The organism is Flavobacterium sp. PMTSA4, assembly GCF_032098525.1.
Lineage (GTDB): Bacteria > Bacteroidota > Bacteroidia > Flavobacteriales > Flavobacteriaceae > Flavobacterium > Flavobacterium capsici.
In genome coordinates this window covers 2,550,464-2,566,722 of record NZ_CP134890.1, presented here as the reverse complement: position 1 = coordinate 2,566,722, position 16,259 = coordinate 2,550,464, and the positions used below count along the sequence as shown (strand labels likewise).

Below are 16,259 nucleotides of genomic sequence, written 5' to 3'. Positions count from 1 at the left end.
GATGAAAAAAATACTGCTTCTTGCCGTGGCTTCGTTGCTATTGGCGAACTGCTCAACTCAACAAACCGTTGCCAAAAAATCGGAAACCAAAGCACCTTTCGTATGGGAAAATGCCAATGTGTATTTCCTTTTAATCGATAGGTTCAAGAATGGTAATCCTAACAATGATAAAATCATCAACCGCAATCAGCCAACAGGTAAACTCCGCGATTTTGAAGGTGGCGACCTGCGTGGTGTAATCCAAAAAATTGATGAAGGTTACTTCGATAAGTTGGGCATCACTGCCATTTGGATTACTCCGGTAGTAGAGCAAATTCACGGTTGTGTAGATGAAGGCACTGGAAACACCTATGGGTTTCATGGCTATTGGACCAAAGACTGGACGGCTATAGACCCAAGTTATGGAACGTCTGCCGACCTGAAAGAACTGGTAGACAAGGCGCACAAAAGAGGCATTCGCATACTGCTGGATGCGGTGATTAATCATACTGGTCCGGTTACTGATTTAGATCCTGTGTACCCATCGGATTGGGTGCGCACGAGTCCGAAGTGTACCTATCAGTCATATGACACCTATATTAATTGTACTTTGGTAGAAAATCTTCCTGATGTAAAAACCGAAAGTGACGAAGCTGTTGAACTTCCGCCAATGTTAGTAGATAAATGGAAAGCCGAAGGAAGGTATGAACAAGAAGTAGCCGAATTGGATGCGTTTTTTGCAAAGACAGGTTATCCAAGAGCACCACGTTATTACATCATGAAATGGCTTGCCGATTATATCACCGATTATGGCATTGACGGTTACAGAGCCGACACGGTAAAACATACCTATGAAAATGTTTGGGAAGATTTCCAGAAGGTATGCAACCTTACGTTTGAGGAATATAAAATGGCCAATCCTGGTAAAGCATTAGATTCCAATTCTTTTTTTACGGTGGGTGAAGTTTATGGATACAATATTGGAGGCAAAAGATTCTATGACTTTGGCGACCGAAAAGTAGATTATTTTGCCAACGGATTTAATGCTTTAATCAACTTCGATTTTAGAAACGAAGCCAAGATGAAGTATGAAGCGTTGTTTTCTAAATACAATGATATTTTGCACAATGATTTAAAAGGATATAGTGTGATGAACTATGTTTCGTCGCATGATGATGGATATCCTTATGATAAAAAACGCGAAAAGCCTATAGAAAGTGGCACCAAGCTGCTTTTGGCACCAGGAATATCTCAGGTATATTATGGCGATGAAAGTGCGCGCAGTTTAGACATTCCAGGCACCGAAGGCGATGCTACTTTGCGTTCGTTCATGAACTGGGATGCCGTTCAGAATAATTTAGTAACCAAAGAAGTGCTGGCACATTGGTCTAAACTAGGGAATTTTAGAAAAAATCATCCTGCGGTTGGCGGTGGAGTTCATGAGTTGATTTCGTCATCGCCTTATGTATTTAGTAGAACGTATTCTAAAAATAATTTTACCGATAAAGTAGTCGTTGGACTTGAATTATCTAAAGGAAATAAAGTTATTACGACAGGGAAAGCATTTGCCAATGGCGTAAAAGTTCGTGATGCTTATTCTGGAAAAACTGCTGTGGTTAATGACGGAAAGGTTACTATTGATACTGATTTTGATATTCTTCTTTTAGAAAAACTATAAGCTATGTTACGCATTGGACATCGTGGTGCAAAAGGTCATGTAGCCGAAAATACCTTGGCTTCGTTCCAAAAAGCGCTCGACCTAGGCGTTGACATGATTGAACTCGACGTGCATCGATGTGCTTCGGGAGAAATTATTGTCCTTCACGATGAAACCCTAGACCGAACGACTTCGGGCAGTGGAAAAGTAACCGATTTAACGCTTTCGCAACTCAAAATGGTGTCTATAGAAGTTGAACATCAAGTGCCTACTTTAACCGAAGTTCTGGATTTAATCCATCGAAAATGTGTAGTGAATATAGAACTCAAAGGTGCCAACACCGCAAAAGGCACTTTGGATATCTTGGCTACTTATATAGGTGAAAAAGGATGGCAACCTACCGATTTTATCCTTTCCAGCTTTGATTGGTTGGCGCTGGAAGAAGTGCATCAATTGAATCCAAACATCCCAATTGGCGTCTTGACCGCAACCGATATTGATTTGGCCATTGGCTTTGCCAAGTTTTCTAAAGCTGTTGCCATTCATCCTTATTATCATTTGCTGACTACCGAAACGGTTGCCAAAATGAGAGAAAATCAATTTAAAATATTCCCTTGGACGGTAAATGAACCCGAAGATATTACCTTTGTCAAATCACTAGCTGTTGATGGCATCATTTCGGATTATCCAGAGAGAGTGTGATGGGTTAAAATTCTATGTAGATAAATGATTTCTAAATACGACATTCTTGTTATTGGTGGTGGCGCAGCTGGATTTTTTACAGCCATTAATCTTGTGGAAAAAAATCCACAACTGAATGTCGCTATCCTTGAGCGTGGCAAAAATGTATTGGAGAAAGTGAGAATATCAGGTGGTGGACGATGCAATGTTACGCATGCGTGTTTTGTACCTAATGAATTGGTAAAATTTTATCCGCGTGGTGAAAAAGAGTTGCGCGGTCCTTTTCATCAATTTTGTAGTGGCGATACCATTGAGTGGTTTGAAAAACACTGTGTAGAGCTGAAAATTGAAGACGACGGCAGGATGTTTCCCGTTTCGGATAGTTCGCAAACTATTATTGACTGTTTTTTATCGGCTACACAAAAGTTGGGTATCGATGTATTGACTTCGCAGAGCGTGCAATCTGTTTACAAAGGTGACGGCTATTGGAAAGTAGAAACCAATCATGAGAGTTATTCTTGTCAACGCTTGGTAATGACTACGGGCAGTAACCCAAAAGTTTGGGACATGCTTCAAAATCTTGGTCACAGCATTGTTCCGCCAGTACCATCATTATTTACCTTTAATATAAAAGACAAACGCATCAAAGACTTAATGGGATTATCCAGTTTGGCACAAGTAAAGGTTAAAAACAGCAAACTCGAAGCCACAGGACCATTACTGATAACCCACTGGGGAATGTCGGGACCAGGAATACTGCGTCTTTCGGCTTGGGGTGCTATTCTTTTGGCAGAGAAAAACTATCAGTTTGCCATCTTGGTCAACTGGTTGCCCGATACTACTACCGAGGAAGCCATAGACCAATTGAAAGAGCTCAAACTGGAGCATGCCAAGAAAGTAATATCAAAAAAATCGCCGTTTGATATGCCCAATCGTTTGTGGGAAAGCCTAGTTTTAGCCGCAGGTATATCAGAGGAAACCAAATGGGCTGACCTTTCAAAAAATCAATTACACCAACTGGCTAACCAACTCACTACTGGCGAGTTTCAGGTGAATGGCAAAAGTACTTTTAAGGAAGAATTTGTTACCGCTGGAGGCATTGACCTTAAAGAAATCAATTTTAAAACCATGGAAAGCAAGCTGCATGAAGGATTATTTTTTGCTGGCGAAATTGTAAACATTGATGCCATTACAGGAGGTTTTAATTTTCAAAATGCTTGGACGAGTGGCTACATAGTGGCGAATTCATTGGGCTAATATTTTCATTACAAAAAAAGCATCACTTTTTTATCTACATATCTATAAATCAATTATATTTGATTTGTCAGAACAAACAAATTCAAATATGAAGAAACTATTACTCCTAGCCTTACTAGCTATTTTTTTCATTCCTATAGAAGGAATAGCTCAATTAACTTGCGGTCAAACCTTCACTGATAATGGTGGTCCAACTGCTAATTATCTTAACAACTCGAATCAAATTACAACCATTTGTTCTTCAGCACCCGGAGAAACAGTTAATGTAACATTCGCTTCTTTTGATGTAGAGACATTATGGGATGGACTATTAGTATATGATGGTAATTCAGTCACATCACCTCAAATTGCTAGTACAAATGGTGTAGGCAGTGGTCCTCTTAGTGCTATTACAGGCGCTTTTTGGGGTACTTCAATTCCTGGACCGTTTACTTCTACTAATCCCGAAGGTTGTTTGACTTTTAGATTTATTAGTGATAATACCGTAAATAATCCTGGATGGGTTGCAGCCGTTACTTGTGGTGCAAACATCCCTTGTTTTACACCAACAAACATCTATGGGACTAACGTAGGTAATGGCGGAGCCACTATAAGCTGGGTAAGCCCAGGGCAAACCCAATGGGAAATCATTATTCAACCAAATACTTTACCAGCACCAACTTCAAGTTCTACAGGAATATTAACTACTTCTAATCCGTATGTAGCAACAGGATTAACTAATAATGTTCTTTATGCCTTCTATATCCGAACAATTTGCACTGATGGCCCTACTGCTTGGTCAGCGCCAATTACGTTTACTCCTTATGCAACGCTACCTCCATTGAGTACAAATACCTCTACCTATACACCAACCCAATTAGTAACCGATGTATTAATTAACAATCCTTGTGTACAGGTATCTAACGTAACCTCAAGTACAGGTATAAATTTTGGAACCTCTTTTAATGGATTAGGTTATTTTACCAATACCAATCCTACCTTTGGTTTAAACTCAGGTATTGTATTATCTACAGGAGATGTAACACATGTTCCTGGTCCAAACATTTCAACTTTGAGTGATGGAACTGACGCATGGATTGGCGATACACAATTAGAAAACATTATTACAACTGCAACGGGTAATGTTATGAATTCGAAAAATGCCACTAAACTAGAGTTTGACTTTACGAGTTTAAATGAATTCATGAGTTTTAATTTCTTATTTGCATCTGATGAATATGGAACCTATCAATGTACTTATGCAGATGCCTTTGCTTTCCTTCTGACTGATTTGACTACAGGAATTACAACCAATATTGCGGTTTTACCGGGAACTACCATTCCAATATCCGTTGTAACTATCAGAAATGGTGCCAATAATACGTCATGTGCTTCTGCCAATGCTAATTTCTTTGACCAGTATTTTAGTGGAGTAGCTAATTATATGTCGGCAACTAACTTTAACGGACAAACCCACGTAATGACGGCTTCTTCACCTATTGTTGCGGGTAACCCTTATCATGTAAAATTAGTAATTGCGGATAGAAGTGATACCTTATATGATTCTGCAGTGTTTATTCAAGAAGGTAGTTTTACTACTGGTCCGCCAGAGTGTACGGATAAAATCAGGTTGGTTTCTTTTATCGATGAAAACAATAATGGTGTAAAAGATACTGATGAAAATGAATTTACTTTTGGTAGCTTTAACCTAGATACTAACAACTCGGGCACACCAAGTAGTATCATTGCTCCTTTGGGAACTTATACTATATATTATACCAACCCAACAGATGTGTATGATTTTAGTTATACCATTAATGCAGAATATGCACCTTATTATACTGCTGCCACTACTTCATATGACGATATTTCAATAGTATCAGGAAGTGGAACCACTATATATTATTTCCCGGTTACTTTATCGCAACCTTATAATGATTTATCAATTTCTGTATTGCCATCTATTCCTCCAAGACCAGGAATGGCGTTTAGAAATAAAGTAGTTTATACTAATCATGGCGTAGCATCAGCATCGGGAACAATTACTTTTACTAAAGATGCCAATACTACTATAACGTCAGTTTCACAACCTGGAACTGTAGTTACTGCTACTGGGTTTACGTATGACTTTACCAATTTAGCACCTTACGAAACGCGTTCGTTCTATGTAAATATGACTGCAGCGGCTTCGCCAACGGTAGAAATTGATGACATTCTTACTAACAGCGCTACCATTGCGGCGGCTGGTGGAAGCGGTTCTTCGGCAGATATTAGTATGGCAAACAATGCCTATACCAACAGCGAAGTAGTAGTTGCATCCTATGATCCTAATGATAAAATGGAAACTCATGGTGGCAAAATACAGCATGACCAGTTTACCACTAACGACTATTTATATTACACTATCAGATTCCAAAACAACGGAACTGCCAATGCCATCAACATCAGAATTGATGACATTTTAGACAGCAGAATCGATGAAACGAGTATAAGAATGGTGAGCGCTAGTCATAACTACATCTTAGAACGTAACGGCAGTAATTTAAGCTGGTATTTCGACTACATTCAATTGGCACCTTATACTACGTATAACGAAGACGCTAGTAGAGGTTATGTAACTTTTAAAGTAAAACTAAAACCAGGTTTTGCCGTTGGCGATATTATCCCGAACAATGCCAGCATCTATTTTGATAATAATGCACCTATTGTTACCAACACGTTCAACACCGAGTTTGTTCAAAGTTTAGGAACTACGAGCTTTACCGATAGCAATCTGGTGGTGTATCCTAATCCAGCATCGAGCCATATCAACATAGCGCTTTATAATTCGGCAGAGCAAATCAGTGCTGTAACCTTGTTTGACATGCTTGGCAAAAAAGTTATGGAACAAGTAAACATCGTAGGCAATCAAACTACGCTGAATACAGGTTCGTTATCAAAAGGAGTGTATCTAATTGAAATCAAATCAACTACCAACATGAAGCTGGTTAAGAAGTTAATTATTCAATAAGTAAATAGCAAAATAGTTGCTTCTATAAATTTATAAAGCACTGATTACAAATTTTTAGTAGTCAGTGCTTTTTTTGTAAACCCCAGTAAATACTGCCGTAGGATGCCCATAAAAACTTTTTTTAGGGCATAGTACGGCAGTAGTATATCCTTAAAATATTTTTTTAAGACCTCATGTAGTAGTGTTATGCTTTTATTTTTTAGAAAAAATGATTTTGACGGCTTGCTGCTATACTGAAAAAATATTTTTACAACCTCCTATAGTAGTACGATGCTTTTAAATAATAATTTATGCTATTCATGCGGTTGAATTATACTTTTAAGCTATTTTTTAAGTACTTCATACTGTTTGTTTTGCAATAAAAAATATCAGAATTTTTAACATAAATTTAACAATCCTAATATAAACAACCTATTAAAAAATTTACATAATTTGTAAAGTAATTACTAAAGAAAAAAATGTTTTAGTAGTTCTATTATTATTAACCAAAATATTTTATAAATTATGTCAGACGAATTAATTCCACTTGAACCACTCAACGGCGTTACTTATACAAGTGAGGCTATTGATGAAATTATTGAAAAATCGAATCCAAGAAACAATGTTCCGAATCAGGACATTGATTTTGGAAAAGTAGCTACTGATGTTGCCAGTGCATGGACCGCAAAACCCGAGATTACCTTGTTGTGGAGTCTTCCTGCAGAGTTGACGGATTTGGCAGCTAGATACAATACTGAACTAGCGGCTAGATTGCGACTAGGCGGTAGCAGACCACAGATTACTGATGCCTTGCGACAACTAGATGATACCATAGACCAGCATATATCGTATGTAAAAGGATATATCACCGATAAATATACCAAGGAAATTGCGCCGAGTTATTTTCCATCATTTGGCATTGTGCATAAAAAAGATAAATATGTAATGCCTGCTGACCAAAACACGCGTTTGGCTTCTTTGAATCTTTTATTAGAAGGTTTACATGATAATGACTTTAATGACAATCGCTATGGAAGAGATTTTTGGCAGCCTATTTATGAGCAATATGGTTTATTGTTAGGTCAGGCTACGGCTACCGATGGCGATGTATCGGCAAAAGTGAGCAGTAAAAACGAATTAAAGAAAAGCATCACTAAGATATTCCGTGCGCTGATTAATGTTATTAAAGGAAACTATCCTGATACCTACAAGGCAGAATTGAGAACTTGGGGCTTTCAGAAAGAGAAATATTAAATTATCATTACCCCGAAGATTTCGGGGTTTTTTGTATTCCAATTTTTCCTATATTTGGTAATCGATTAAAAATCAAGCTATGAAAAGAATTTTACTTATTTTGGTTTTATGCCTTTTGGCTGGTGTTTCTAAAGTTAGTGCGCAAACGGTTACTTCTATTTCTGATATCCAAACATGTCCAGATTTGGCAGCACCTAATGAAACAATTTATATTGGATATAAGGCGCAAGAAATTTTGGCTGGTGCTGATCCTGTTACACATATTGTGACTTTTTTTGGAACATTAGAAGATGCTCAAAATAATACAAATGCATTGCCAAATCAAGAATATGTGGTTTTTGGCTCTCAAATGATTTATGCAAGATTAGAAAATACAATAGATAGTAGTATTAGCTATTATTTTTTTCAAATAATAGTATTTGCTCCCAGTAATATAACCGCAACATTGGTATTTTGTGATCCTAGTGAGTTGCCTTTATATGATTTGACAAATGCTAATCCTCAATTTGATATGGCTCCAGTAATGAATTGGCCTCCTTCATATTTTCTAACTTTTAGCGATGCTCAAAACTATACTAATCCTCTGCCAAATCCTCTTTATGCACCAACAAGTGGACAAGGTGTAGATACCGTTTATATTAGATATTTTAATACATTTGATTGTGAATCTATTGGAACTATTGTTTTGGAGACTAATCTTTGTAATACTTCATGTTCGCCACCAATAAATTTAATAGCTAATAACATAACTCAAAACAGTATTCAATTAAATTGGACAAATACAAGCGGTACGTTTGTTTTTCATCAAATAAGTGTTGTTCCACAAGGCAATCCTCCATCTACCAATAATATTGTATCCTTTTCAGCAATTAATTCATATACAGTAAGTAATCTAACATCTAATACTTGTTATAGTATCTATTTAAGAATGTCATGTACAGGAACTTCTGTTACTGAGTGGTCTGCTCCATTTGATATTTGCATGACCGATTGTAGTACTACTGGTCAGTGTGACCAAGCATTTGTTCTGAATGCATTTATTGATACTAATAATAATAGTGTAAAAGATGATGGCGAAAGTGATTTTCCTTATGGAACGTTTAATTATCAAATAAATGATTCGGGCACTACTATAAATGGTTATAACAACACTGGATTATATTATATATACGATGACAATCCTTCTAATTCGTATGATGTTAGCTTTGCTTTAGATAGCAATTTAAGTACTTATTATGCTTGTACTACCACTTATACCGATGTTACGCTTCCAACAGGTAGCGGAGCCAATACTCTATATTTCCCAGTTACTGTAATCAATCCTCATATTGATGCTAGTGTTAGTTTATATACTAATAATTCTCCAAGACCTGGTTTTTCTTATTCTAACTACATAACTTATAAAAATAATGGAACATTGCCTATTGCCAGTGGCACAATAACTTTTACAAAAGACAATCTAGTAACTATAAATTCTATTTCTCAAACAGGAACTACGCCTACGGCTAATGGTTTTACTTATGATTTTACCAATTTACAACCGTTTGAAACAAGATATATTACTGTTACGCTTCAAGTGCCTACTATACCAACAGTTCAATTAGGCGATTTATTGACCAATTCGGTTAGTATTTCAGCAGATAATGATTTGTATTTAACTAATAATACTGCATCCGTTACACAAACTGTTGTAGGCTCGTATGACCCAAATGATAAAATGGAATCGCATGGTAGGAATATTGTTTTTGAAGATTTTACGGCTAATGATTACCTTACGTATACCATTCGATTTGAGAATACAGGTACTGCCAATGCTGAGTTCATCCGCATAGAAGATGCGTTAGACAGCCAACTGGATGAAAATACGTTTGAATTAATCTCGGCAAGTCATCAGGTAAACGTGAGAAGAAACGGAACCCAACTTACCTTCCATTTCTATGCTATAAATTTACCGCCAAGTTCTATAAACATTGATGACGGACATGGATATGTTCAGTTTAAGATAAAACCAAAGCCGGATTATGATGTTGGCGATATCATTCCAAACACTGCAAGCATCTTCTTTGATTACAATCCACCGATTGTAACCAATACCTTTGAAACAGAGTTTGTAGAATCTTTGAGTACAAGCACCTTTACAAAGGACAACGTGGTGGTTTATCCAAATCCTGCTAATGACTTTGTGCAAGTGGCATTGAATAATAGTAATGAAAGTATAAGTTCAATCACAATTACTGATATTCTTGGAAAAACAATATTGGAACAGAAGAACATCAACAGTAATCAAACAACTATCAATACCTCATCACTGGCAAAAGGAATGTATTTGCTAAAAATCACATCGGGAACGAATGCTTCTTTAGTGAAAAAGGTAGTAAAACAATAAATATTTCAGAATACAAAAGGCCTCGAAATTTTCGGGGCTTTTTGTTTAAATAAATTTCATATATTTGACTATCAACTAATTTAACCCATATGAAAAAAACATTACTCTTTCTATTTTTATTAATAAGCACTTCTATTTTTTCACAGTTTCAAACGAGTTATACCCCATTACAAGTCTGTGACGATAATAATGACGGCTATGCTACCTTTAATTTATCTTCAAAATTACCTGAAATTTTAGCCAATGTAAATGCTGCAGATTATCAGGTTACGTTTCATATATCTTCTACTAATGCTACTGCAGGTGTTAACCCTATAATAAACACTACAAGCTATGCAAATAGCTCGCCAAATCTTCAGCAAATTTTTGTTCGTGTTGTAAATATAAACACCAATGAAGTTACCATTACTACATTTAATTTATTTGTAAACCCAAGACCAGTTGTAAATCCTTTAACGGTCTCTTCATGCTTTAATAATGGTGTTGCCTATTTTGATTTAGGTTCAATAGCCGAGCAAATTTGGGGTCAAAATAATTCTACTCCTAATTCCTTAAATGTAAGTTTTCATTTAACTCAAGCAGATGCTGAGGCACAAGCAAACCCTTTGCCTTATGTTTTTGGCACACAAAACTCGGTTACTGACCTATTTGTAAATGCTACTTACATGAATACAAGTTGTAGCACAGTTAGTGTTATTGTTTTGATTGCAGAAACTTGTGGTAGCACAAATTGTGTTCCACCAACAAGCATTGTTACTTCAAATATTACCACTACATCTGCTACCGTTGGATGGGTTGGAAATGGAACATCGACTACTTTTGAATATATAGTATTACCTCAAGGCTCCGCTGCACCAACAGCTTCGGCAACGGGTTTTATTACAACAACTGTAAATCCTGTAGCAGTAACAAATTTAACACCTGGTGCTTGCTATACTATCTATGTCAGAACCAGATGTACAACTACGGAAGCTAGTGTTTGGTCAACAGGAGTTAATTTTTGTACACAGAGTGCTCCACCAGTTTGTGGAGGACAATTTATAGATAATGGTGGACCAAATGGGAACTATTTAAATAATTCAGATGTTACAACTACAATCTGTCCGTCCAATTCGGGAGATGTGGTAACCGTTACATTCACTTCATTTGATACAGAAGTTAGCTGGGATGCATTGTATGTTTTTAACGGTAATTCTATTGCTGCACAACAAATAGCTAGTACAAACGCTACAGGCAATGTTCCTGGTGGTTTAGCTGGTGGTTTTTGGGGAACAACTATTCCTGGACCATTCACTTCTACTAGTCCTGATGGATGTTTAACTTTTAGATTTAGAAGTGATGGCTCAGTAAACAGACCAGGTTGGGTAGCCAATATTACTTGTGCGCCAGCTCCAACTTGTTTATCAGTGACGCAATTAACTGCGACTAACATATCTTCAAACTCAACTACTTTAGGCTGGAATAGTCCTACTGCAAATAATTCTTCTAATTTTGAAGTTTTAGTATTACCTCAAGGTTCGCCCGCTCCAACTGCAACGACTACTGGATTTATCACTACAACTTCAAATCCCTATGTTGCTTCAGGTTTGCAACCAACTACCTGTTACACAGCTTATGTAAGAGTTAGATGTGATGTAGATGATGCAAGTGCATGGTCAACAGGAGTAAACTTTTGTACACTTGTTGCTCCACCAATTTGTGGCGGTCAATTTGTAGACAATGGTGGAACAGCTGGAAACTATTTAAATAACACAAATGAAACAACTATAATTTGTCCAACTAATCCAGGTCAAGTAGTGACTGTTACATTTACACAATTTGATACAGAAGTAAACTGGGATGCTTTATATGTATATGATGGAAATTCAACTGCTGCAACTCAAATAGCAAGTACAAACGGGGCGGCTAATGTTCCTGGAGGAATAGCTGGTGGATATTGGGGAACAACAATTCCTGGTCCTTTTACTTCTTCTAGTGCTGATGGTTGTTTAACTTTCGTTTTTAGAAGCGACAGTTCAGTAGTAGGATTAGGCTGGGTAGCAAATGTTACTTGTGAAAGTGTAGACAGAATAATTCTGAATGCTTTTATTGATAGTAATAATAATGGCGTAAAAGACTCAGGTGAAGTAGATTTTAATCATGGTTCATTTTTGTATGATACCAATAATTCAGGAAATAACACTGAAGTATATTCACCTAATGGATATTATGTTTTAACTGATCCAAATGGTGGCAGTTCATTTGATATTGGTTATCAAGTCGATTCTGAATATGCTGCTTATTTCAGTGCAGGAACAACAGCATATAGTGACATGACAATTCCTGTAGCAAGTGGTACACAGTATTTATATTTCCCAATTACAGTTACTCAAACTTACACTGATGTTGCGGTTACAATTATTCCAATAAATGCTCCAAGAGCTGGAATTACAAACTATAGAAATGAAGTAATTGTTAAAAATTCAGGAATAGAAACTATTGCTTCAACTACGTTAACGTTTACAAAAGATAGTAACCTTACCATTGTTAATCTTTCTGATTCTGGCGCTACAGTTACACCAACTGGTTTTACCAGAACCTTTACAAACTTATTACCAAATGAAAGTAGAAGTATCATAGTTAACATGAGTGTACCACCAATACCAACTGTAAGTATTGGACAAATGTTAACAAATCAAGCAAGTGTTTCAGCTCAAGCTAATGATTTGATTGCTGAAAATAATTTTAGTGAACTAAAACAACCTATTGTTGCGGCCTATGATCCAAATGACAAAATGGAATCTCATGGTGGAAGAATACAATTTGATTCATTCAGTTCAAATGATTTCTTATTTTATACTATCAGATTTGAAAATACAGGAAATATAAGTGCTATTGATGTAAAAGTTACAGACGAACTGGATAGTAGAATTGATGAAACCACTGTTAGAATGATTGCTGCAAGCCATGATTATGTTTTAACCAGAATTGGGTCAAATTTAGTTTGGGATTTTATGGATATTAATCTTCCTGTTTCTATTACTAATACACAAATTGGAAAAGGTTATATCACTTTTAAAGTTAAATTAAAACCAGGTTTTGCTATTGGTGATATAATCCCGAATGCTGCCAATATTTTCTTTGACACTAATCCGCCAATTGTAACCAATACCTTTAACACCGAATTTGTTCAAAGTTTAAGCACAACAACTTTTACAGATAATAACATTGCTGTGTATCCAAATCCTGCTTCAACTTTGGTCAATGTTTCATTAAATAATTCTTCTGAAACTATCAGTTCAGTTGCGGTTTATGATTTATTAGGCAAAAAAGTAATTGAAAACCATACTAATAATTCTAATCAAGTAACTATTAATACTTCATCGCTTAGTAAAGGAGTTTATTTAATAGAAATTACTTCAAACTCAAATATTAAATTGATTAAGAAATTAATAATTCAATAAAATAGAAATAAACCTTAACCTTAAAAAAGTTCGATAGTAATTATCGAACTTTTTTTATCTGTTTAAGTACCAAATTGAAAACGTTAAAACTGTAGCAAAACTCACCCAAGCTAAATAAGGAAGTAATAAATAAGCAGCAACTTTATCAATCTTTTTGAATTGCAAATAAGTTTCATAAATCATCAACCAAAGCAATACAATTTCAAAGGACGCCAACATTGGATTGTGCAGTCCAAAAAACAAATACGACCATAAAGCATTTAATGCTAATTGTATTAAAAAGAAAAGAAATCCTTTTTTTACTTCGGCTTCATGTTTGTCAATCAAATTCCAAATTCTTCCAGCGGCATACCCCATCATGAAATATAAAATAGTCCAAACTGGTGCAAAAACCCAATTAGGTGGATTAAAACTTGGCTTTACAATATTGACATACCATGTTGGAATATTATCCCTTGTAACAATACTTGAAAAATAACCCACAGCCAAACAAGTCATAATTACTGTGGCAATTCTTAAAATTTTTTGCATTTGAAAATTGATTTTAGTCAAATATACTACAGAAATTAAAAATGTTTCCAAAAAAAGTATCTTTGCAAAAAAACATTTATGCTCACGGAAAAAGATTTTGTAGCCAAACCATTTTCTAAAACAATTGATGACGGATGTTTTCAATGGAGTGCACCAAGTAATATTGCCTTAGTTAAATATTGGGGTAAAAAAGAAAATCAAATTCCGGCCAATCCTTCCATAAGTTTTACTTTGAATAATTGTAAAACAATCACCAAACTTTCCTTTTTTAAAAAAGTAAACGATGGAAATTTTTCTTTTGATTTATTATTTGAAGGAAAACCTAAAGAAGATTTTAAACCAAAAATTCAAAAGTTTTTCGAAAGAATTTATGCATATTGTTCTTATCTGAAAGATTTTCATTTCACTATTGAAACTGAAAACACTTTCCCGCATAGCTCTGGCATTGCTTCGTCTGCATCAGGCATGGCAGCTTTATCAGTGAACATAATGAGTTTAGAAAAAGCTTTACATCCTGAAATGTCCGAGGAATTCTTCAATAAGAAAGCTTCTTTTTTAGCCCGATTAGGTTCTGGAAGCGCTTGTAGAAGTGTAAAAGGCGAAGTAGTTGTTTGGGGAAATCATGCTGAAATTAATGGAAGTTCTGATTTATTTGGCGTTGAATTCTCTTCAAATATTCACGAAACATTTAAGAACTATCAAGATACAATTTTATTGGTTGACAAAGGAGAAAAACAAGTTTCAAGCACTGTTGGTCATGATTTGATGCACAATCATCCGTTTGCTGAACAACGTTTTGAACAAGCACACCAAAATTTGTCTAAACTAAAAACCGTTTTAGAAACCGGAAATCTTGAAGAATTTGTAGCAATAGTTGAAAGCGAAGCTTTAACGCTTCATGCGATGATGATGACTTCTATGCCTTATTTTATTTTAATGAAACCAAATACGTTAGAAATCATCAATCGTATTTGGAAATTTAGAAATGAAACAAAAATTCCAGTTTGTTTTACGTTAGATGCAGGAGCAAACGTACATGTTTTATATTCCGAAAACGATAGCGAAAGTGTTTTACAATTAATTAAAGAAGAATTAGTTGGCTTTTGTCAAAATGGTAACTATATTTGTGATAATCTTGGAAACGGAGCAATTCAAATTCTATGAAAGGACCATTATTTTATTCAAAAATACTTCTCTTTGGAGAATATGGAATCATAAAAGATTCTAAGGGTTTATCAATTCCTTATAATTTTTACAACGGCGCTTTAAAAGTGGATGAAAATCCTAGTGATGAAGCAAAAAAATCGAATGCAAGTTTGATGAAATTTGTTGCTTATTTGGAACAACTTCAAAAAGAACAACCGCAATTAGTAACATTTAATTTGGAAGCTTTAAAAAATGATGTTGCTAACGGAATGTACTTCGATTCAAGTATTCCACAAGGTTATGGTGTTGGAAGTAGCGGTGCTTTAGTGGCTGCTATTTATGACAAATATGCCTATGATAAAATAACCGTTTTAGAGAATTTAACGCGCGAAAAGTTATTACAACTTAAAGCAATTTTTTCACAAATGGAATCTTTTTTCCACGGAAAAAGTTCGGGTCTTGATCCTTTAAATAGCTATTTAAGCATTCCAATTTTAATCAATTCAAAAGATAATATCGAAGCAACCGGAATTCCTTCGCAAACTGCTGATGGAAAAGGTGCAGTATTTTTATTAGATTCAGGAATTGTTGGCGAAACTGCTCCAATGGTTAATATTTTCATGGAAAATTTAAAAGACCAAGGTTTTAGAAGAATGCTAAAAAATCAGTTTGTAAAATATACTGACGCTTGTGTTGAGAACTTTCTTCACGGTGACATGAAATCATTATTTTCAAATACAAAAAAATTATCAAAAGTGGTTTTAAACCATTTTAAACCAATGATTCCAGAGCAATTTCATGGTGTTTGGCAAAACGGAATTGACACTAATGATTATTACCTGAAACTTTGTGGTTCTGGCGGCGGCGGATATATTCTTGGATTTACTCAAAATTTAGAAAAAGCCAAAGAATCCCTAAAAGACTATAAATTAGAAGTAGTTTATCAGTTTTAATCAA

Annotated in this window: 10 protein-coding genes; 9 read left to right on the top strand and 1 reads right to left on the bottom strand. The window is 35.4% G+C overall.

What is annotated here, in order from left to right; genetic code table 11:
* The first annotated feature begins 1 nt into the window (after position 1).
* From RN605_RS11705 to RN605_RS11675, 7 genes are all read left to right on the top strand, one after another.
* The gene (locus RN605_RS11705) at positions 2–1,657 is read left to right on the top strand and encodes an alpha-amylase family glycosyl hydrolase (RefSeq protein ID WP_313324993.1); all 1,656 of its coding nucleotides are present in this window, start codon (positions 2–4) and stop codon (positions 1,655–1,657) included.
* Positions 1,658–1,660: 3 nt separating this feature from the next.
* Entirely contained in the window at positions 1,661–2,338 is a 678-nt protein-coding gene (locus RN605_RS11700) for a glycerophosphodiester phosphodiesterase (protein ID WP_313324991.1), read from the top strand.
* 24 nt (positions 2,339–2,362) lie between these two features.
* Entirely contained in the window at positions 2,363–3,574 is a 1,212-nt protein-coding gene (locus RN605_RS11695; RefSeq protein ID WP_313324989.1) for a BaiN/RdsA family NAD(P)/FAD-dependent oxidoreductase, read from the top strand.
* A gap of 88 nt (positions 3,575–3,662) precedes the next feature.
* Positions 3,663–6,563: a DUF7619 domain-containing protein gene (locus tag RN605_RS11690; protein WP_313324987.1), complete on the top strand. Its 2,901-nt coding sequence runs from the start codon at positions 3,663–3,665 to the stop codon at positions 6,561–6,563.
* A gap of 504 nt (positions 6,564–7,067) precedes the next feature.
* Positions 7,068–7,796: a hypothetical protein gene (locus RN605_RS11685; RefSeq protein WP_313324984.1), complete on the top strand. Its 729-nt coding sequence runs from the start codon at positions 7,068–7,070 to the stop codon at positions 7,794–7,796.
* A 79-nt stretch (positions 7,797–7,875) separates the two neighbouring features.
* Positions 7,876–10,182, top strand: a complete 2,307-nt coding sequence (locus RN605_RS11680) for a T9SS type A sorting domain-containing protein (RefSeq protein WP_313324982.1) — start codon at positions 7,876–7,878, stop codon at positions 10,180–10,182.
* An 89-nt stretch (positions 10,183–10,271) separates the two neighbouring features.
* Entirely contained in the window at positions 10,272–13,625 is a 3,354-nt protein-coding gene (locus RN605_RS11675; RefSeq protein ID WP_313324979.1) for a DUF7619 domain-containing protein, read from the top strand.
* 54 nt (positions 13,626–13,679) lie between these two features.
* Here RN605_RS11675 and RN605_RS11670 read toward each other — a convergent pair whose 3' ends face one another.
* Positions 13,680–14,156, bottom strand: a complete 477-nt coding sequence (locus RN605_RS11670; RefSeq protein ID WP_313324977.1) for a TspO/MBR family protein — start codon at positions 14,154–14,156, stop codon at positions 13,680–13,682.
* A gap of 78 nt (positions 14,157–14,234) precedes the next feature.
* Here RN605_RS11670 and mvaD point away from each other — a divergent pair, with 78 nt between their 5' ends.
* Both mvaD and RN605_RS11660 read left to right on the top strand, forming a co-directional pair.
* On the top strand, positions 14,235–15,320 hold the full coding sequence (mvaD, locus tag RN605_RS11665; RefSeq protein WP_313324975.1) for a diphosphomevalonate decarboxylase: 1,086 nt from the start codon (positions 14,235–14,237) through the stop codon (positions 15,318–15,320).
* A complete protein-coding gene (locus RN605_RS11660; RefSeq protein WP_313324973.1) occupies positions 15,317–16,255 on the top strand; it encodes a mevalonate kinase family protein in 939 nt (312 codons plus the stop codon). Before mvaD ends, RN605_RS11660 begins: the two co-directional genes overlap by 4 nt.
* The last annotated feature ends 4 nt before the right edge of the window (positions 16,256–16,259 follow it).

Coding starts and splice junctions, on each gene's coding strand:
- mvaD (WP_313324975.1), top strand. CDS start 14,235: ATGCTCACGGAAAAAGATTTTGTAGCCAAACCATTTTCTAAAACAATT.
- RN605_RS11700 (WP_313324991.1), top strand. CDS start 1,661: ATGTTACGCATTGGACATCGTGGTGCAAAAGGTCATGTAGCCGAAAAT.
- RN605_RS11670 (WP_313324977.1), bottom strand. CDS start 14,156: ATGCAAAAAATTTTAAGAATTGCCACAGTAATTATGACTTGTTTGGCT.
- RN605_RS11705 (WP_313324993.1), top strand. CDS start 2: ATGAAAAAAATACTGCTTCTTGCCGTGGCTTCGTTGCTATTGGCGAAC.
- RN605_RS11680 (WP_313324982.1), top strand. CDS start 7,876: ATGAAAAGAATTTTACTTATTTTGGTTTTATGCCTTTTGGCTGGTGTT.
- RN605_RS11690 (WP_313324987.1), top strand. CDS start 3,663: ATGAAGAAACTATTACTCCTAGCCTTACTAGCTATTTTTTTCATTCCT.
- RN605_RS11685 (WP_313324984.1), top strand. CDS start 7,068: ATGTCAGACGAATTAATTCCACTTGAACCACTCAACGGCGTTACTTAT.
- RN605_RS11695 (WP_313324989.1), top strand. CDS start 2,363: ATGATTTCTAAATACGACATTCTTGTTATTGGTGGTGGCGCAGCTGGA.
- RN605_RS11675 (WP_313324979.1), top strand. CDS start 10,272: ATGAAAAAAACATTACTCTTTCTATTTTTATTAATAAGCACTTCTATT.
- RN605_RS11660 (WP_313324973.1), top strand. CDS start 15,317: ATGAAAGGACCATTATTTTATTCAAAAATACTTCTCTTTGGAGAATAT.